Here is an 18296-nt window from a genome sequence, read left to right as displayed (position 1 = left end):
GGTGACTTCGATGACGCGGGACGAGTACGAGCGGCGGATGGCGCGGGCCGGGCGGGCCGCCGAGGAGGCCGGGCTGGCCGGGCTGATCGTCACGCCGGGGCCGGATCTGGTGTGGCTGTGCGGGTACCGGCCGACGGCCGTCACCGAGCGGCTGACGGCGCTGGTGATCGAGCCGGGGCGGGCGCCGCGGCTGCTGGTGCCCGTACTGGAGCGGCCGGACGCGGAGCGTGCCGCGGGGGCCGGGGCGCTGGAGGTGGTGGGGTGGTCCGACGGCTCGGATCCCTGTGCGGAGCTGGGCAAGTGGCTGGCGCCGCAGCGGCGTTACGGGGTGTCGGACGGGATGTGGGCGCTGCATCTGCTCGGGTTGCAGCGCTCGGTCCCGGGGGGCGGTTACGCGGCGCTGACCGAGGCGCTGCCGATGCTGCGGGCCGTCAAGGACGCCTACGAGGTGGAGCGGCTGGCGGCGGCGGGGGCGGCCGCGGACGCGACGTACCAGGACATCCTGGGGGTGCGGTTCGCCGGGCGGCGGGAGTGCGACGTCGCGGGGGACCTGGCGCGGCTGCTGACCGAGCACGGGCACAGCCAGGTGGACTTCACGGTCGTCGGGTCCGGTCCCAACGGGGCCAATCCGCACCACGAGGCGGGGGAGCGGGTCATCGAGGACGGCGACATGGTCGTGCTCGACTTCGGCGGGTTGAAGGACGGGTACGGCTCGGACACCTCGCGGACCGTGCACGTCGGGGAGCCGGGTGCCGAGGAGCGGAAGGTGCACGAGATCGTGCGGGAGGCCCAGCAGGCGGCGTTCGAGGCGGTGCGGCCCGGCGTCGCGTGCCAGGAGATCGACCGGGTCGCCCGGCGGGTGATCAAGGCGGCGGGCTACGGCGAGTACTTCATCCACCGCACCGGGCACGGTATCGGGGTCACCACGCACGAGCCGCCGTACATGGTGGAGGGCGAGCATCTGCCGCTGGTGCCGGGGATGTGCTTCTCGATCGAGCCGGGGATCTATCTGCCGGGGCGGTTCGGGGTGCGGATCGAGGACATCGTGGTCTGCACGGAGACCGGTGGGCGGCGGTTGAACGTGACGGGGCGGGAGTTGGCGGTGGTGGCGTAGGGGCGGGTGCGCAAGGCGGTGGGGGCGAAGGGCCGGGGCGGGGGGTGACTTTGGTCCCGGGCGGGGGAGGCCGTCGGGCCGGGCCGACGCGGCCGGGTCGACGCGGCCGGGAGGGGCCGTGCCGGGTGCCGCGGACCCGGCCGCCGGTCACCGGACGGCCCTTACGGCTCCAGGACGACCTTGCCCATCGTGCCGCGGGATTCCAGGGCGCGGTGGGCGGTTGCGGCCTCGGCGAGGGGGAAGCGCTGGACGGTGGGCACGAGGCGGCCGGCGGCGGCTTCGGCGAGGGCGGCGATCTCCAGGGTGCGGATCGGGTTGATGCCGCCGACCCGGGCCAGCATCGGGGGGCCGAGAACGGATTCCGAGGTGATGCCGCGCTCCGTGAGTTCGGCTTCGGTGAGCTCCAGCGGGCCGCCGGTGAGCGGGCCGCCGGAGGACCAGCCGAAGACCAGGTGGCGGCCGCCGGGGGCGAGGAGGTCCACGGCCGCCCGGCCCGGGTCGCCGCCGACCGAGTCGAAGACGAGGGTGGCCCCGGAGGCGCCGCGTTCGTCGAGGAAGCCGCGGGCGAGGACCGGCCAGTCGGCGTCGGTGTAGTCGAGGGCGAGGTCGGCGCCCAGCTCGCGGACGTGGGCCACCTTGCGCGGGCCGCCGGCCAGGCCGATGACCGTGGCGCCGGTGTTCCTGGCGTACTGGACGAGCAGGGAGCCGATGCCGCCGGCGGCCGCCGGGACGAGCGCGATGTCGTCGGCGGTGAGGGCGGCGCAGAGCAGGATGCCCATGGTGGTGCGGCCGGTGCCGATCATGGCGACGGCCTGGGCCGGGTCCAGGCCGTCGGGGAGGGCGTGCAGCCGGTCGGTGCTGGTGACGGCCAGTTCGGCGTAGCCGCCCGGGACCATGCCGAGGTGGGCGACGACGGGCCGGCCGAGCCAGCTGGGGTCGGTGCCGGGGCCGAGGGCGTCCACGGTGCCGGCGACCTCCCGGCCCGGCACGGTCGGCAGGTCGGGCAGCGGTGCGGGGCCGCCCTCCTGGCCCGCGCGGAGGGCGGTGTCCAGGAGGTGGACGCCCGCCGCGGCCACGGCGATACGGACCTCGCCCGGCCCCGGTGTGGGGTCGTCGACCGTCTCGTAGACGAGGTTTTCCGCGGGACCGAAGGTGTGCAGCCGTATTGCGCGCATGGCGGAGTGGTCTCCTCTGGGGAGGGCGGGCAGGGCGGGGCGCCGTGACGGGCGGCCGCCTCTGCCGGTGGGGATGGTCAGCTGCCGCCACTCTGGTACCTCAAGTCGGGTTGAGGTCAAGGATGCGCCGGAGGGGGCCGGGGGTGGGCAACTGGCGGGCGCCGCGCCTCGGTTGGGTGGTCGGCGGGCGCCGCCGTCGGTCGTCGTCGGTGGATGCGGTCAGCGGGCGCGGCCCAGGGGGGTGACCGCCGGGTGGTGGAGGCGGGTGCGCAGGGCGAGGGAGACCGCCTCCAAGGCGCTGGTGAACGACACCTCGCACAGCACGCCGGGCGCCGCGACCTGGTCGCCCGCCAGGTAGACGCCGTTGCCGCGGTCGATCGCCGGGCGGTCGCGCCAGGAGGTGCCGGGGAGGTCCACCGCCCCCGTACGGCCGGTGGCCAGCGAGGTGCGGCGCCAGGCGGTGCGGTCGCGCCAGTCGGGGAAGCCGGCGTCCAGGAGGCGTTCGGCGCGGGCCTCGCCGTCGGCGCGGGCCTCGTCCGGGGCGATGCCGATCTGCCCCTGGAGGAGTTGTTCGCCGCGCGGGGCGAGAGTCGGGTCCTGGCAGGTGAACCGCTCGATCCAGCCGGGGAAGTCGAGCCCGGAGAGCGCGAACGGGTCGCCGCGCCGGGTCCGGACGGCGAGGTCGAGCAGGACCGTGCGGGTGCCGGTCCAGTGCAGCCGGTCGTCGCCGAGGAGGCTGCGGGCGGAGTCGAGATGGGTGGCGACGACGACCGGGCGGTCCTCCGGGAGGGCGTCGACGCGGGACCCGGTCTCGATGCGTACACCCAGGTCGCGGGCGTGCCGCGCCATCCGTTCGATGAGCGTGCCCCAGCCGCCGGCGGGGTAGTGGGCCTCCGGCGGCAGGTGGGTGGAGCGGCGGAGCCGTTCCTGGACGAAGGCGGCGGAGAGGCTGCCGGGGTCGTGGTGGAAGGTGGCCACGCCGACGTAGTGGGCCGCGGCGCGGGCGGTGGCGTCGTCGGTACGGGTCCGCGCCCAGGTGAGGAAGTCCCGCTCGACGGGGGCGGTGCGGTGGGCGCGCAGCTTCAGCAGGCCGAGCGGGGGCATCCGGTGCAGACCGCCGCGGTGGAAGAAGCGCAGCCCGGCGGCGTCCCGGAGGGGCAGCGCGGCGAGCGGCCGGAGCAGGCCGCGCTGCCGGAGCCAGGACCAGTGCGGGCCGCGGCGGTAGAGGGCGTGCGGGCCGTCGTTGGTGCGGTAGGGGCCGTCGGCGGTGCGGGCGCGGCCGCCGAGCGTGCGGTGGGCCTCGTGGAGGGTGACGGTGGCGCCGGCCTCGGCGGCGGAGATGGCCGCGGTGAGGCCGGCGAAGCCGCCTCCGATGACGGTGAGCGGGCGGCGGGTCATGGCAGCTCCTTCGGTCGCGGATGGTGCGTCTGCGGTGGCGCCGGTGGTGGCGTCCGCGGTGTCGGCGGGCGTTCACGGAGGGGACGGGCGAGGGGGCCGGAGATGTGACATACCCGCGCGGGAACGAAGGTTTTCGCAGGTCAGCGGGGATTGTCAGTGGGGTGGTCCAGCATGGGGGTGTGGGCGTGGAGCGGTCCGCCGGGTGCGGCGCCGAGCCGGTCCGCGGCAGGGCGAGGGACCGGGCCCGGACCCGGACGGACGGAGGCGGTGAGCGCATGGGCGGTGAGCGCGTGGCAGGGCGCGGCAAGGAGACGGTGCGGGCGGTGCGGCGCCCGGAGGTGCGGCTGCCGGAGCTCCAGGCGTACGACGGCCGGGAGCTGGAGCCCGAAGGGGATAACGACGGGCTGGAGTTCACCGAGGTGGACTGCGCGGGGCAGTCGGCCCGGGGCGCCCGGTTCATGGACTGTGCGCTGCGCCGGTGCGCGCTGGACGAGACGGTGCTGAGCCGGGCGCGCGTCATCGACAGCGTGTTCAGCGGGGTGCGCGGGGTGGGTACGGATCTGTCGCAGGCGTCGTTGCGTGACGTGGAGGTGGTCGATGCCCGGCTCGGCGGGGTCCAGCTCCACGGAGCGGTGCTGGAGCGGGTGGTGGTGCGCGGCGGGAAGATCGACTTCGCCAATCTGCGCCGGGCCAAGCTGCGGGACGTCGCCTTCGAGGGGTGCGTGCTGGTCGAGGCCGACTTCGGGGGTGCGGAGCTGGAGCGGGTGTCGTTCGACGACTGCACCCTGGCGCGGGTGGACTTCTCGGCGGTACGGATGAAGGACGTCGATCTGCGCGGTGCGGCCGGGCTCGACATCGCGCGGGGCATCGACTGCCTGGGCGGTGCGGTGATCAGCACAGCCCAACTGATGGATCTGGCACCGGCGTTCGCGGCCCAGGTGGGCGTGCGGGTGGAGTGAGGCAGGGGAGGGCGGGGATGGTTCAGATGCGGGGGAAGCGGGCCTGGAGTGCCCAGATGCCGGGGTTGTCGGCGAGGCCCTCGTGCATATCGGCGAGGTCGGCGATCAGGTCGTGCAGGAAGTCGCGGGCCTCGCGGCGCAGTGCGGCGTGGTTGAAGGTGAGCGGGGCCTCCTCGACCGGCATCCAGTCGGCGGCGACGTCGACCCAGCCGAAGCGCCGCTCGAAGAGCATCCGGTCGGTGGATTCGGTGAAGTCCAGCTCGGCGTGGACGGGGCGGGCGGAGCGGCTGCCCCGGGGGTCGGTGTCGAGCTGCTCGACGATGTCGCACAGCGCCCAGGCGAAATCGAGCACCGGCACCCAGCCCCAGGCCGTGGACACCTCGCGGTCGGACTCGGTGTCCGCGAGGTAGACGTCGCCGCAGAAGAGGTCGTGGCGCAGGGCGTGCACGTCCGCGGTCCGGTAGTCGGTCTGCGGAGGGTCCGGGAAGCGACGGGAGAGGGAATAGCCGAGGTCGATCACCTCTTGATGGTGTCACGCGCGGAGTCGGACCGGCGCGGCGGAGGGGCCGGACGGCCGGGCCCTCCGCGGCGGCGGTGCACGGGAGTCACACAACGGCAGGCAGTCAGAGGGTGGGGTAATGATCGTGTCTGGTTCCTTGGTGAGACGTTCGGGGGTCGCGCTGGTGTCGGCGGCCGTGCTGATGGCGCCGGCGACCGGAGTGGCGGCGCCGGTGCCGCCGGACGGCACGGGCGCGCCGGCCGCGGCGTACGCGGCGGCCGCGCAGGGGTCCTGGCACGGTGGCTGGGCCGCCGCGCCGCAGCAGCCGACCGAGGTGTTCGGGAAGAACTGGTCCGTGAGCGGGTTCGCGCGGCAGACCGTCCGGCAGGTCGTCCGGGTCAGCACGGGCGGCGCGCAGATCCGCATCAAGCTGTCGAACCGCTACGGCACGGCGCCGCTGAAGATCGCCGGGGCGACCGTCGCGCGGACCGACCGCGGCGCCGCGGTGCAGGCCGGTTCGGTGCGCCAACTGACCTTCGGGAAGCGGAGGTCGGCGACCGTGGCGGCCGGCGGCGAGCTGCTCAGCGACGGGGCGGGACTGACGGTGCGCGCCCTGGAGCCGGTCACCGTGACGCTGTACTTCGACGCGCCGACCGGCCCGACCACCTTCCACGCGAAGTCCACCGCCACCAGCTACCGCGCGGCCGGTGATCACCGGGCCGACGCCGGGGCGGCGGCGTTCGCGGAGACCACGCAGTCCTGGTACTACCTCTCGGGCGTCGAGGTGGCCGGCGGTGCGGCCGCCCGGCGGGACGGCGTCGTCACCTTCGGGGACTCCATAACCGACGGCTACGGCTCCACGATCGACGCCGACCACCGCTATCCGGACGCCCTGGCCGAGCGGTTCGCCGCCGCGGGGCGGCCGCGCAGCATCCTCAACGAAGGCATCAGCGGCAACCAACTCACCAACAGCACGGCCGACTTCGGGGAGAAGGCGGTGGCGCGCTTCCCCAAGGACGCGCTGAACGAGCCGAACGTCCGCACCGTGATCCTGCTGGAGGGCATCAACGACATCGGCATGAGCGTGCCGACGGGCGGGTCGAACAAGCCGACCCCCGACGTGTCGGTCCACCAACTCATGTCCGCCCAGCGGGAGTTGATACGCCAGGCGCACCGCAAGGGCGTCAAGGTGATCGGGGCGACGCTGACGCCGTTCAAGGGGGCGGGGTACTACACCGAGCGCGGTGAGACCAAGCGGGTGGCGCTCAACCGCTGGATACGGACCTCCGGCGAGTTCGACGGGGTGGTCGACCTGGACCGGGCGCTGTCCGACCCCGCCGACCGGGGGCGACTGGCCGCCGCGTACGACAGCGGGGACCATCTGCACCCGAACGACGCCGGCTACCGCGCGATGGCCGAGGCGATCGACCTCGACGCGATCTGAGCCGGGGCCCGGCGGTGCGGGCCGCGTCGCGCGTCACTGCCCGCACCGAGCCCCGGGCCGCGCCGAACACCGCGCCGAACGCCGCCACCCGCACCGAGCCCCGCTCCGCGTGCACGGTTCCGCGCGTCCCGTCCCGTCCGGTCCCGCCCTGCCCGTCTCGTGCCCTTACGGCAGGGTGAGGACGCGCGGCCCCTCGTCCGTCACCGCGACGGTGTGTTCGAAGTGGGCCGCGCGGCTGCCGTCGGCGGTGCGCAGGGTCCAGCCGTCGGGGTCGGTCTCGTAGCGGTGGCTGCCGCCGGCCAGGAACATCGGCTCGATGGCGATGACCAGGCCGTGCCGGAGCACGAAACCGCGGCCCGGCCGGCCGTCGTTGGGGACCGCCGGGTCCTCGTGCATCGCCCGGCCGATGCCGTGGCCGCCGAAGTCCTGGGGGATGCCGTAGCCGGCCGCGCGGCCGACGCTGCCGATGGCGTGCGAGACGTCGCCGATCCGGGCGCCGACCACGGCGGCCGCGATGCCCGCCGCCAGGGCCTGCTGGGTGGTCTCCATCAGTCGGCGGTCCTCGGCGCGTTCCGTGCCGACGGTGAAGCTGGTGGCCGCGTCGCCGGCCCAGCCGTCGACGACCGCGCCGCAGTCGAGGCTCACCAGGTCGCCGTCGCGCAGCAGGTAGCCGTCCGGGATGCCGTGCACGATCGCGTCGTTGACGGACGCGCAGATGACCGCGGGGAAGGGGGTGGGGGCGAAGGACGGGCGATAGCCGAGGAACGGCGAGGTGGCGCCGGCCTCGCGCAGCACGGCGCGGGCCACCTCGTCCAGGTCGGTCAGGCGCACCCCGGGGGCGGCCGCGGCGCGGGCCGCGGCCAGCGCGTCCGCGACCACCCGGCCGGCCACCCGCATCGCGTCCAGTGACGCGTCGGTCTTGATCTCCACCATCGGTACGCCTCTCCAATCCGCCGCCCGGCGCGTTGCGCTGCGCGAGCGGTGTGATGTTTCGCCACCGGCCGCCGGAACATGGCGTTCCGTCGACCGGACCGGTATTTCTTTACCGGTATTTCTTTACCGGTATTAGTATCACGAGCATGGTGCGGACTCCACTGACCCCTTGGGAACGCGAACGCGGCGAGCGGCTGGGCGCGCTGCTGCGGGTGGCGCGCGGCGAGCGGAGCATGGTCGAGGTCGCCGCGGCGGCCGGACTGTCCGCGGAGACGCTGCGGAAGATCGAGACCGGCCGGGCGCCGACCCCGGCGTTCTTCACGGTCGCCGCGCTCGCCGGGACGCTCGGGCTGTCGCTGGACGAGGTGGCCGTGCTGGCCGTACCGCCGGCGGCGGAGCCCGCGGCGGCCCCGCACGGCAGCGCGGCGGCCTAGAGCGCAACGGCCGGGGGCGCAAAGCCCCAGGACACAAAGGCCCGGGGTGCAAAGGCCGAGGGCCGGCCCCCTTTCGGGAGCCGGCCCTCGCTGCCGGGTGCGTCCGGCGGTGCTCCGCCGGTGCCGTGGCTCAGACGTTGACGCCGAAGTCCTGGGCGATGCCGCGCAGGCCGGACGCGTAACCCTGGCCCACCGCGCGGAACTTCCACTCCGCGCCGTTGCGGTACAGCTCGCCGAAGACCATGGCGGTCTCGGTGGCGGCGTCCTCGCTCAGGTCGTAGCGCGCGATCTCGGCGCCGCCGGCCTGGTTGACGATGCGGATGAAGGCGTTCCGCACCTGGCCGAAGTTCTGGCTGCGGTTCTCGGCGTCGTAGATCGAGACCGGGAAGACGATCTTGTCGATGTCGGCCGGCAGCGCGCCGAGGTTGACGTTGATCGACTCGTCGTCGCCCTCGCCCTGGCCGGTGGTGTTGTCGCCGGTGTGGACGATGGACTGGTCCGGCGTCGCCTTGTTGTTGAAGAAGATGAAGTGCTGGTCGGAGTAGACCTTGCCGGTCGGGTTGACCGCGATGGCGCTGGCGTCGAGGTCGAAGTCCGTGCCCGTGGTCGTGCGGACGTCCCAGCCGAGGCCGACCGTGACGGCGGTCAGGCCCGGCGCCTCCTTGGTGAGCGAGACGTTGCCGCCCTTGGACAGGCTTACAGCCATGGGAAGTCCCTTTCCTCGTGGAGTCGCGCCGACCTGGGGTCGGTGGTGCCGCTGGTGTGTGGTGTCGGTGATACCACGGTGGACCCGCCCGGGAGCGGAGCCGCCGTCACCCACCTCAACGTGGCGGGGAGCCCAGGTGGTTCCAGCCCTCTTTACTTTCTTTGCCTGATTCTGATGCCCGGCCCGGCCCGCGCTCCTGAAGGCGGCGGGCCGCTCCGGCCGGGAAAACCGAGGTGACGGGCGGCCGCCGGCGCGGGATTATGGGGGGCATGTCCGGACCCCATGTCATCCGCGGTGCGGTCGTCCTCCCGGAGGCCGAGCTGGTCTGGCGGTTCTCGCGCTCCTCCGGTCCGGGCGGCCAGCACGTCAACACCAGCGACAGCCAGGTCGAGTTGCGCTTCGACCTGGCGCGGACGAAGGCGCTGCCCCCGGTGTGGCAGGAGCGGGCACTGGAGCGGCTGGCGGGCCGGCTGGTCGACGGCGTACTGACCGTGCGGGCCTCCGACCACCGCTCCCAGTGGCGCAACCGCGAGACCGCGGCCGTCCGCCTCGCCGCCCTGCTCGCCGAGGCCACCGCGCCGCCGCCCAAGACACGCAAGAAGTCGCGGATCCCGCGCGGCATCAACGAGCGGCGGCTGCGCGAGAAGAAGCAGCGCGGCGACACCAAGCGCGGCCGCTCCGGCCGCGCTTGGGACTGAGGGCCGGACCCGCCGCGGACCGCGCTCGGACCCGCCCCGCCTCGCGCCCGGGCCCGCTCACCCCAGCTGCCGGTACTTCCCCCGGAAGTACGTCAGCGGCCCGTCGTCCCCGGCGGGCGCGGTCGCGGCCAGCACGCGGCCGATGACGAGGGTGTGGTCCCCGGCCACCACCCGCTGCTCGGTCCGGCACTCCAGCGTCGCCAGTGCGCCCCCGATGAGCGGCGCACCGGATGCTTCGCCCCGTACGGAGGGGATGTCCTGGAAGAGCAGACGGTCGCTGATCCGGCCCTTCATGGCGAATCGCCCCGCTACGTGCCGCTGGTGGCCCGACAGCACCGAAACCGCCCACAGCGGCTGCTGCGCCAGCAGGTCGTCCATCCGTGAGTCGTTGCGAACGCTCACCATCACCAAGGGTGGGTCGAGGGACACGGAGAGGAATGCCGTGGCGGTCATGCCGACGTCCTCGCCGCGCGGCCCGGCGTCCGGATCGTGGGCGGTGATCAGCACCACGCCGGCGGCGAGACGGGACAGGGCGGCACGGAACTCGTCGTCACTCACCCCCACAGCATGCGCGATCGGCCCGTCGCCCGGCACGGAGGTGAGGGCGACGGTGGGTGCGGCGGTGGCGGTGGAGCCGTGGGACGGGGCGGCGGCAGGAGTCTTCGTGAACACGCCATGAACGCTAACGTCGTCAGGTCCGCTCGCGCATCGGGCCCCGGAACCATCCGCGCCCTAGGTCCCGCGGCGGAGGCGGCGGCCGGCGAGGGGTGCGGCAATGGTCCGGACCTGGGGTCGAAGTTGGCTGGAATTTGCGTTCAGGAAGTTTTCATCGGGCGCCCGGACGGCGTCCACGTGCGCGGACGAGTCCCTGGTCGGCGATCCGTAACGACCTGTCACGGATTGTGACTTGAGTCACATGGGCCCCTAATTGTTGACCCTGTGTACCGGGTGAACAGCTCACTGTGATTCAGTGAGCGTGGAATCGGACGACAAAGAAATCGGTGGAGTTGCTGTCGAGGTCTCAGGGAGAGCGAGCGATGGAGACCGAGTCGGAGCCCTATGTCCGTCTTGCGACCCTGCGGCAGCTGCACCGAGTGGTCGCCGAACTGAACACCGCACGCAGCCTTGCGGACACCTTGCAGTCCGTCGCCGACGGGGCGATCGTCGGGCTCGGCTTTGAGCTCGCCGCGGTCAACCTCGTACGGCAGGACGGCGATCTCGTGGTCGCCGCGGTGGCCGGCAGCGCGGGCGCGGAGGCGCTGATGGCCGGGCGGGTGGGCTCACGCGCCTCGTGGGAGCGCCGACTGTCCATGGGGGAGCACTGGGGCGAACTGTGCTTCATCCCGTACACCGAGGGCTGGGTGCTGGACGACGACGACGTGCCGCAGTGGCACACCGCCGGGCCCGCGCCGCGCTTCCCCGACGAGTGGCACCCGATGGACCGCCTCTTCGCGCCCATGTACACCGCCGCCAACGGCAACGGCGAACTGCTCGGCGTGATCTCCGTGGACCGGCCGCGCAACGGCCGGCGCCCCGGCCCCTGGGGCCAGGAAGCGCTCCAGATGTACGCGTTCCAGTCCGCCATCGCGATCAGCAACGCCCGGCTGCGGGCCAACATGCAGCGGGCACTGGTCCGCTTGGAGCGCGAACAGCAGGCGCTGCGGGCGAGCGAGGAGAGCTTCCGGCAGGCGTTCGAGTACGCGCCGAGCGGGATGGCCGTCGCCGAGATGGGCGGCGACCAGCACGGCCGGCTGCTGCGCACCAACGACGCGCTGTGCCGGCTGCTGGGCCGCCCGGCCTCCGGGATGCGGCGGCTGTCGTTCTCCGACATCTGCCACCCCGAGGACATCGGCACGCTGCTGCGCACCTCCGCCGAGGGCGGCCGGGCCGAACTGCGCCTGCTGCGCCGGGACGGCACCTATGTGTGGGTCTCGCTGCGCAACTCGGTGGTCGCCGACACCGCCGACGGCCCCCGCTTCCTCCTCACCCACGTCGAGGACATCGAGGAGCGCAAGCGGCACGAGCTCCAGCTCGCGCACCGGGCCAGCCACGACTCGCTGACCGGCCTGCCCAACAGCGCCGAGCTGCGGGCCCGGCTCTCGGCCCGGCTGTGCTCCCGCCCGCCGAGCGCGCTCGCCGACGCCTACGCCTCCTCGGGCGCCGGGGCCGATCCGCGGGCCCCGCACGGCTTCGCGGGGGACGGGCCGGAGCCGTTCGACGGGCTCGACGGCTTCGAGGGCGAGAAGCCGCGGGCGGTGCCGGCCGGTGAGCTCCCCTTCGACCACCACGTCCACCTCTCGGCGCCCGCCGACGGCGTCGAGGACGACGGCGCGAAGGGGCTGGCGGTGCTCTTCTGCGACCTGGACGGCTTCAAGTCGATCAACGACCGCTTCGGGCACAACACCGGCGACGCGGTGCTGATCGAGGTCGCCCGCCGGCTGACCAGCGGCGTCCGGGACGGCGACACCGTGGCCCGGCTCGGCGGCGACGAGTTCGTGGTGCTCGCCGACGGGCTCGGCACGGCCGACGCCCAGGACCTCGCGGTCCGGCTGCGGAACGCGATCATCCCGCCGATCCGGGTCGAGGGCCGGGCCGTCCGGGTCGGCGCCAGCTTCGGCATCGGCTGGGCGAGCTGCGGGATGACCGCCGAAGAGGTGCTGGAATCGGCCGACCAGCGGATGTACGTCGAGAAGCGGCGGTCGAAGAGCAACCGGCGGGCGGCCGGCTGAGCCGCCCCGAACGGCCGCGGCACCGGATCCCGACCCGGTGCCGCGCATCTCACATCCGCGGTGTCCTGCCTGGGCACCGCCCGTTCACCGATCCGTAGTGATCTTGTGAACGTCGGGGACCGGCGTGGCCGGGTTCCGACGGGGTAGGCTGCGCCGATGCGGCGCGGGGGCGTCGGGTGGCCCGGAAGAGGCAGTGCGCACGCAGCCCCGCGAACGCGTACCGCCGCGCACAGACGCGCAGAGACCGCTTGGGAGTGACACGGAATGACGGCCGGCAACAACGGCGCGGACACGCCGGAGAACGACGACCCCTTCGCCCACCTGTACCGCTCGGACGGCGGCGAGGGCGGTTCGGGCACGTCGGGCGCCGGCATCTCGCGGCAGCCAGGCGTTCCGCGGACCTCCTACAACCAGGTGCGCGCGGTCGGCGAGCGGCAGTACGGCAACCCGCAGGGCCAGCAGCCGTACGGCCGGCAGAACCCGACCCCGCACTACGCGGCCCCCGAGACGCTGCCCGGCGGCGGCGCCGGCGAGCGCACCCGCCCGATATCCGCCCCGGAGCCCCGGAAGGGCCGCAACGGCCTGCTGATCGGCGCGGTCGCGGTGGTCGCGGTGGTCTGCATAGGCATCGGCGCGGCCATGCTGACCAACTCCGACAGCACCAAGAACGACGCCGGCGGCAAGCCGGACCCCACCGCCGCCGAGTCGGTCCAGCCCAGCAACCAGCCGTCCACCAAGCCCAGCGCGGCCCAGCTCCCCAAGGACGACGCGGGCGCGCTGCGCCTCGACGGCGGCGCCACCACCGCCAAGGACATCCCCGGCGCCCGGACCGCCAGCGGCTCGTACGTCACCAACATGAACAACCAGGGCGCGGCGGCCACTTGGACGCTCGACGTGGAAGCCGCCGGCAAGTACAAGCTCTGGGTCGGCTACGGCGTGCCCGGCAAGGACGCCAACCTCACGCTCAACGTGAACGGCCAGGCGCTGACCCGGCCGATAAGCCTCAAGAACTTCGCCGGCGCCCCCGAGGGCGCGTGGGACAAGGGCTGGACCAAGTCCTGGTCGTACATCCAGCTCAACAAGGGCACCAACGTCATCAAGCTCTCCTGCGAGAACGGCAACCAGTGCGAGGTCAACCTCGACCAGGTCTGGCTCGCCACGCCCTGAGCCGTCACGCCCTGTGCCGCCGAGCCCTGCGCCGGCGGGCCCGGGGAGCACGTTCCCAGGGCGCGGCCTGAGGGCCGTTCAGGCCGCCGTGGGACGGTCCGTCACCACCACGTGGGGCAGCAGCTCTTCGTAGGTCGCGGCGTCGAACTCGCCCGCAGCGGTGGCCCGTACGGTCGCGGCGGAGAGCGCCACCGCGCGGCTCAGCCGGTCCGGCCAGGGCAACTCCTCGACCAGTCCGGACAGCAGACCGGCCACCGCGGAGTCGCCGGCCCCGGTCGGGTTCCCGGCGTACCGGCGGGGCGGGGCGGCCTGCCAGGCGCCGTCGGCGGTCACCGCGAGCATCCCGTCCGGGCCGAGCGAGGCGGCCACCGCGTGGGCGCCGCGGCGGCGGGCGTCGCGGGCGGCGCGCAGCGGTTCGGTGCTGCCGGTGAGGGCGGCCAGTTCGTCGGCGTTGGGCTTGGCCAGGTCGGGGCGGGCGGCCAGGCCGCGGCGGAGCGGTTCGCCGCTGGTGTCGAGCAGGACGGGGACGCCGGCCGTGCGGGCGGTGCGGATGAGCCGGGCGTAGACGTCCACCGGGACGCCGGGCGGCAGGCTGCCGCAGAGCGCCACCGCCCGTGCCTCGCCCAGCAGTTCGCGGTAGGTGCCGAGGAAGGCTGCCCACTCGGCGGGGGAGACGGTCGGGCCGGGCTCGTTGAGCTGGGTGGTGTCGCCGGTGCTTCCGTCGACCACGGCGACGGTGCGGCGGGTGGCGCCGCCGACCGGGACCAGCGCGTCGGTCACGTCGGTCTCCTGGGCGAGCAGGGCGCGCAGCGCCTCGCCGGTGCCGCCGCCCGCGAAGCCGGTGGCGACCGTGCGGTGGCCGAGCGCGGCGAGCACGCGGGCGACGTTGAGGCCCTTGCCGCCGGGGCGTTCGGCGACCTCGGTGACGCGGTGGGTGGTGTGCGGGTGGAGCCGGGGGACGCGGTAGGTGATGTCCAGGGCGGCGTTCAGCGTGACCGTGAGGATCATGGTCTCCCCTCCAGGAGGAGGCCGGCCGGACGGCCGTGGGTGAAGACACCGCGTTCCGCGGTGGCATACGGACAAGTGCGCGAGCGATCATGCCATCGCGGACGGCCGTAGGCCCAGACCCGGGTCGGCCACCCTGGGCCCGGCCGCCGGTGCGGCGGCCGGGCCGGGGTACCTCCCGGCGATCGCCGGGGGAGAGCCGGTCCGGACGGTCAGACGCCCGGCGGGCGGAGCAGCCAGGCACCCTGCCGCAGCACACCCACGACGTCGTATCCGGCGTCCAGCACCACCAGGTCGGCGTCCTTGCCGGGCTCCAGGGAGCCGGTCCGGTCGGCGATGCCCAACAGCCGGGCGGGGGTGGCGGAGAGCGCCTGCACGGCCTGCTCGACGGTGAGGCCGTCGAGCGTGACGGCCCGCTTGAAGGCCCGGTCCAGGGTGAGCGTGGAGCCCGCGATGGAGCCGGCGGTGGGGCCGTCGCTGATCCGGGCGACGCCGTCCCTGACCTCGACCCGCATGGGGCCGAGCGGATACATCCCGTCGTTCATCCCGGCCGCGCCCATCGCGTCGGTGATGAAGGCGACCCGTCCGGCGCCCGCCTCGCGGAACGCCATCTGGAGGATCGCCGGGTGCAGATGGGTGCCGTCGTTGATCAGCTCGACGGTGACCCGCTCGTCCTCCAGGAGCGCGGCGACCGGGCCGGGGGCGCGGTGGCCGAGCGCCGGCATCGCGTTGAAGAGGTGGGTGGCGACGGTGGCGCCGACGTCGACGGCCTGCCGGGTGGCGTCGTAGGTGGAGTCGGTGTGGCCGATGGCGGCGATCACCCCGGCGTCGGCGAGCAGCCGTACGGAGTCCAGGCCGCCGGGCAGTTCGGGGGCGACGGTCATCATGGCGGCGGTGCCGCGGGCGGCGTCGACCAGTCGGCGGACCTCGGCGGGGTCGGGGTCGCGCAGCAGCTCGGGCTGGTGGGCGCCGCAGCGGTGCGGGGAGATGAACGGGCCCTCGAAGTGGATGCCGGCCAGGTCGCCCTGCTGCACCAACTCGGCCAGCACGGCGGCCTGCCGGGTCAGGTCGTCCAGGTCGCCGGTGACGGTGGAGGCCACCATCGAGGTCGTGCCGTGCCGGCGGTGGGTGCCGATGACGGTCAGGCACTCCTCGGGGTCGGCGGAGGAGAAGGAGCCGCCGCCCCCGCCGTGGACGTGCATGTCGACGAAGCCGGGGACGATCAGATGCCCGGTCAGGTCGAGGACGGTCGCCGCGGCCTCGTCGAGGTCCTGGTCGGCTGCCGTGTCCGGCGACCGGCCGCGGTCCCTGCCCCGGCTGCGGACCGCGGTGATCCGGGTGCCCTCGACGGTGATCCGGCCGTTGTCGGTGACGCCGGAGGGCCGGGCGATCCGGGCGCCGGCCAGGACGGTGCGCCCGGCGTCCGAGGGCCGTCCCGCGGACTGTTGCTGTGCCATCAGGCGGTTACCTCCGTGGAGAGAAGATCCCAGGCGAGCAGTCCTGCGCCCAGGCAGCCGGCGGCGTCCCCGAGGGCCGCCGGGACGATCGTGGGGAGTCGCTGGAAGGTAACGCGCCGACGGACCGCCTCCCGCAGCGGTGCGAACAGCGTGTCGCCGGCCTCCGCGAGCCCGCCGCCGATGATCAGCGTCCGCGGGTCGAGCAGGGTCAGCCCGGTGACCAGGCCGTCGGCGAGCGCGTCCACGGCGCTCTGCCAGACCTCCCGGGCCCGCGGGTCGCCGGACTCCACGGCCTTGGCGCAGTCGGCGGCGGCGGCCTGCGGATCGCCGCAGGCCGCCGCCCAGTCGCGGCCCACCGCGGCGGCCGAGGCCAGCGTCTCCAGGCAGCCGCGCTGTCCGCAGCCGCACGCGGGGCCGCCGGGCCGGACGACGATGTGGCCGATTTCGCCGGCGCTCCCGTGGGCGCCGGCCTCGATGCGGCCGTCGATGCCGATGGCGCCGGCGATGCCGGTGCCCAGGGGTACGAACAGGAACCGGTCGGCGTCCCGGCCGGCACCGATCCGGCCCTCGGCCAGCCCGCCGGTGCGGACGTCGTGGCCGAGCGCGACCGGGACCCCGCCGAGCCGTTCGGAGAGCAGGGCCCGCAGGGGGACGTCCCGCCAGCCGAGGTTGGCGGCGTAGACGGCGGTGCCGGCGGCCTCGTCGACGATGCCGGGGACGGCGACGCCGGCGGCCAGCGCGGTACCGCCGAACCGCTCCCGGCCGATGTCGCGCAGCTCGGTGGCGAAGCCGAGGATCGTCTCGACGACCGCCTCGGGGCCGCGGTCGCGCCCGGTGGGCAGCCGGGCCTCGTACAGGAGGGTGCCGTCCGCCCCGGCGAGGGCGGCCTTCATTCCGGTGCCGCCCACATCAAGGGCGATGACGTGTTTCACGGGGAACAGTGTCGCGCGACCTGCCAAGAAAGGTCTAGTCCACTCACCGTGCTGATCGCCACGCGATGATCGTCAACCGGTGCCGCTGCCCGGATCCGGGCAGCGCGTACGCGCCGGTAGCCTTCCTTTCGCGCCATCCCACAGGGCCCCTGACCTGCGCAAGAGGCAGGGCGATACGGAAAGCGAATAGGGGGTGGTGTAGACCTTGTGGGGGACAGTGGAGAGACTCGCTGTTCCACGTCGATCGCGGGCGATCCCCAAGACGACGCAGGCAATACCCGCAAGCACGGAATTTACGGGACAAAAGGGGCGGTAACAGCGGTGCGACGGCGGTACGTGAGCCTGGCGGCGGCGGGACTCGCCGCCACCATGACACTGACTCTTACCGGCTGCGGCAGCGGCTCAGGGGGCAACGGCGTCGCCCTCACGCTGATCGCCGCGGACTACGGCGACAGCAAGGCCAACAGCTCCCAGCACTACTGGGACGCACTCGTCCACGCCTTCGAGGAGCAGAACCCGGGCATCAAGGTCGACGTCAAGGTCTACAACTGGACCGACGTCGACAAGAAGGTCGAGGACCTGGTCAACGCCGGCAAGGCCCCCGACATGGCACAGATCGGCGCGTACGCCGACTACGCCGCCCACGGCAAGCTCTACAGCGCCGACGACCTGCTCTCCATCCCCGTCCAGGCCGACTTCGCACCCTCCCTCGCGGGGGCCGGCGAATACCAGCGGAGGCAGTACGGCATGCCCTTCGGGGCCAGCACCCGGCGCCTCTTCTACAACAAGAAGCTGTTCACCGAGGCGGGCATCACCACCCCGCCGCAGACCTGGGCCGACATCGCCAGCGACGCCCGGGCGCTCAAGGCGCACGGCGTGAAGATCCCCTTCGCGCTGCCGCTCGGCCCGGAGGAGACCCAGGCCGAGACGCTGGAGTGGCTGCTCGCCGGGGGCGGCGACTACACCGACAACATCGGTAAATACACCATCAACTCGCCCGAGAACATCAAGACCTTCGAGTGGCTCCAGAAGGACCTCGTCGGCAAGGGCCTCACCGGCACCGACCCCGCCAAGCTCAACCGCGAGGACGCCTTCGCCGACTTCGCGAACGGCGACGTCGGCATGCTCAACGGCCACCCCACCCTGATGAAGCAGGCCGAGGCCAAGGGCATCGACTACGGCACCGTCGAACTCCCCGGCACCACCGGCAAGGCCAAGGCCACCATGGGCGTCGCCGACTGGATGATGGCGTTCAAGCAGAACGGCCACCGCACCGAGGTCGGCAAGTTCCTGGACTTCGTCTACAGCCAGAAGAACGTCCTGAAGTTCTCCGCCGACTACAACCTGCTGCCGGTCACCACCTCCGCCTCCCAGGCGATGCTCGCCGACGACAAGTTCAGCAAGCTGCACGGCTTCCTCACCCAGCTGCCCAACGCCCACTTCTACCCGTCCGACAAGACGTCCTGGCCGCTGGTCTCCAAGACCATCAAGTCCCGGATGGGCGCCACGGTCGGCCCGCACGGCAACCCCTCCGCGACCCTCACCGACATCCAGAACATCGCAGAGACCGCCGACAACACCGGCGAATAGCGCCGCCCGCGGGCCCGGTGGACCACCCCGGGCCCGCCCCGGCAACGCCCCGCGCG

General features: G+C 73.7%; 17 protein-coding genes. 8 read left to right on the top strand and 9 right to left on the bottom strand.

From position 1 onward, the window contains the following. The first annotated feature begins 10 nt into the window (after positions 1 to 10). Positions 11 to 1114 carry an aminopeptidase P family protein gene (locus CG747_RS35500; protein ID WP_100606011.1) on the top strand — a complete coding sequence of 368 codons (1104 nt, stop codon included), beginning with the start codon at positions 11 to 13 and terminating at the stop codon, positions 1112 to 1114. A 161-nt stretch (positions 1115 to 1275) separates the two neighbouring features. On the opposite strand, the gene CG747_RS35495 is transcribed toward CG747_RS35500, so the two are convergent. Continuing rightward, positions 1276 to 2289: a zinc-binding dehydrogenase gene (locus CG747_RS35495; protein ID WP_100606010.1), complete on the bottom strand. Its 1014-nt coding sequence runs from the start codon at positions 2287 to 2289 to the stop codon at positions 1276 to 1278. Between the two features lie 219 nt (positions 2290 to 2508). Next, positions 2509 to 3687: an FAD-dependent oxidoreductase gene (locus CG747_RS35490; protein ID WP_100606009.1), complete on the bottom strand. Its 1179-nt coding sequence runs from the start codon at positions 3685 to 3687 to the stop codon at positions 2509 to 2511. A gap of 275 nt (positions 3688 to 3962) precedes the next feature. Between CG747_RS35490 and CG747_RS35485 the strand changes: the two genes are divergently transcribed. Beyond that, complete coding sequence (locus CG747_RS35485; RefSeq protein WP_180985831.1) at positions 3963 to 4646, top strand: pentapeptide repeat-containing protein; 684 nt, start codon at positions 3963 to 3965, stop codon at positions 4644 to 4646. Between the two features lie 22 nt (positions 4647 to 4668). On the opposite strand, the gene CG747_RS35480 is transcribed toward CG747_RS35485, so the two are convergent. Beyond that, positions 4669 to 5166, bottom strand: a complete 498-nt coding sequence (locus CG747_RS35480; protein ID WP_100606008.1) for a hypothetical protein — start codon at positions 5164 to 5166, stop codon at positions 4669 to 4671. Between the two features lie 118 nt (positions 5167 to 5284). Between CG747_RS35480 and CG747_RS35475 the strand changes: the two genes are divergently transcribed. Further along, positions 5285 to 6589, top strand: a complete 1305-nt coding sequence (locus CG747_RS35475; protein ID WP_100606007.1) for an SGNH/GDSL hydrolase family protein — start codon at positions 5285 to 5287, stop codon at positions 6587 to 6589. 165 nt (positions 6590 to 6754) lie between these two features. Here the strand turns inward: CG747_RS35475 and map are convergent, their stop codons facing one another. Next, entirely contained in the window at positions 6755 to 7522 is a 768-nt protein-coding gene (gene map, locus CG747_RS35470) for a type I methionyl aminopeptidase (RefSeq protein ID WP_100606006.1), read from the bottom strand. Between the two features lie 146 nt (positions 7523 to 7668). Between map and CG747_RS35465 the strand changes: the two genes are divergently transcribed. After that, positions 7669 to 7956: a helix-turn-helix domain-containing protein gene (locus CG747_RS35465; protein ID WP_100606005.1), complete on the top strand. Its 288-nt coding sequence runs from the start codon at positions 7669 to 7671 to the stop codon at positions 7954 to 7956. 130 nt (positions 7957 to 8086) lie between these two features. On the opposite strand, the gene CG747_RS35460 is transcribed toward CG747_RS35465, so the two are convergent. Beyond that, complete coding sequence (locus CG747_RS35460; protein WP_100606004.1) at positions 8087 to 8662, bottom strand: TerD family protein; 576 nt, start codon at positions 8660 to 8662, stop codon at positions 8087 to 8089. A gap of 269 nt (positions 8663 to 8931) precedes the next feature. Here CG747_RS35460 and arfB point away from each other — a divergent pair, with 269 nt between their 5' ends. Next, on the top strand, positions 8932 to 9360 hold the full coding sequence (gene arfB / locus CG747_RS35455; RefSeq protein WP_100606003.1) for an alternative ribosome rescue aminoacyl-tRNA hydrolase ArfB: 429 nt from the start codon (positions 8932 to 8934) through the stop codon (positions 9358 to 9360). Between the two features lie 57 nt (positions 9361 to 9417). On the opposite strand, the gene CG747_RS35450 is transcribed toward arfB, so the two are convergent. Further along, a complete protein-coding gene (locus tag CG747_RS35450) occupies positions 9418 to 9954 on the bottom strand; it encodes a flavin reductase family protein (RefSeq protein WP_100606124.1) in 537 nt (178 codons plus the stop codon). A gap of 443 nt (positions 9955 to 10397) precedes the next feature. Here CG747_RS35450 and cdgB point away from each other — a divergent pair, with 443 nt between their 5' ends. Together cdgB and CG747_RS35440 are read left to right on the top strand one after the other, a co-directional pair. Next, the gene (gene cdgB, locus CG747_RS35445; protein WP_100606002.1) at positions 10398 to 12089 is read left to right on the top strand and encodes a diguanylate cyclase CdgB; all 1692 of its coding nucleotides are present in this window, start codon (positions 10398 to 10400) and stop codon (positions 12087 to 12089) included. Positions 12090 to 12353: 264 nt separating this feature from the next. Then, positions 12354 to 13256: a CBM35 domain-containing protein gene (locus CG747_RS35440; RefSeq protein ID WP_100606001.1), complete on the top strand. Its 903-nt coding sequence runs from the start codon at positions 12354 to 12356 to the stop codon at positions 13254 to 13256. Positions 13257 to 13334: 78 nt separating this feature from the next. Here the strand turns inward: CG747_RS35440 and CG747_RS35435 are convergent, their stop codons facing one another. From CG747_RS35435 to CG747_RS35425, 3 genes are all read right to left on the bottom strand, one after another. Beyond that, the gene (locus CG747_RS35435; RefSeq protein ID WP_100606000.1) at positions 13335 to 14264 is read right to left on the bottom strand and encodes a 1-phosphofructokinase family hexose kinase; all 930 of its coding nucleotides are present in this window, start codon (positions 14262 to 14264) and stop codon (positions 13335 to 13337) included. A 209-nt stretch (positions 14265 to 14473) separates the two neighbouring features. Beyond that, a complete protein-coding gene (gene nagA, locus CG747_RS35430) occupies positions 14474 to 15718 on the bottom strand; it encodes an N-acetylglucosamine-6-phosphate deacetylase (RefSeq protein ID WP_100605999.1) in 1245 nt (414 codons plus the stop codon). After that, positions 15718 to 16650, bottom strand: coding sequence for an ROK family protein (locus CG747_RS35425; RefSeq protein WP_100605998.1), 933 nt, complete (start codon positions 16648 to 16650; stop codon positions 15718 to 15720). The genes nagA and CG747_RS35425 overlap by 1 nt, the downstream gene beginning before the upstream one ends. A 369-nt stretch (positions 16651 to 17019) precedes the next feature. Between CG747_RS35425 and CG747_RS35420 the strand changes: the two genes are divergently transcribed. Continuing rightward, positions 17020 to 18240: an extracellular solute-binding protein gene (locus CG747_RS35420; protein WP_257980951.1), complete on the top strand. Its 1221-nt coding sequence runs from the start codon at positions 17020 to 17022 to the stop codon at positions 18238 to 18240. The last annotated feature ends 56 nt before the right edge of the window (positions 18241 to 18296 follow it).

Source organism: Streptomyces sp. CB02959 (genome assembly GCF_002803155.1).
Classification (GTDB): Bacteria; Actinomycetota; Actinomycetes; order Streptomycetales; family Streptomycetaceae; genus Streptomyces.
Note: the sequence above shows the minus strand (reverse complement) of the source record. Positions and strands in the feature narration are given on the sequence as shown.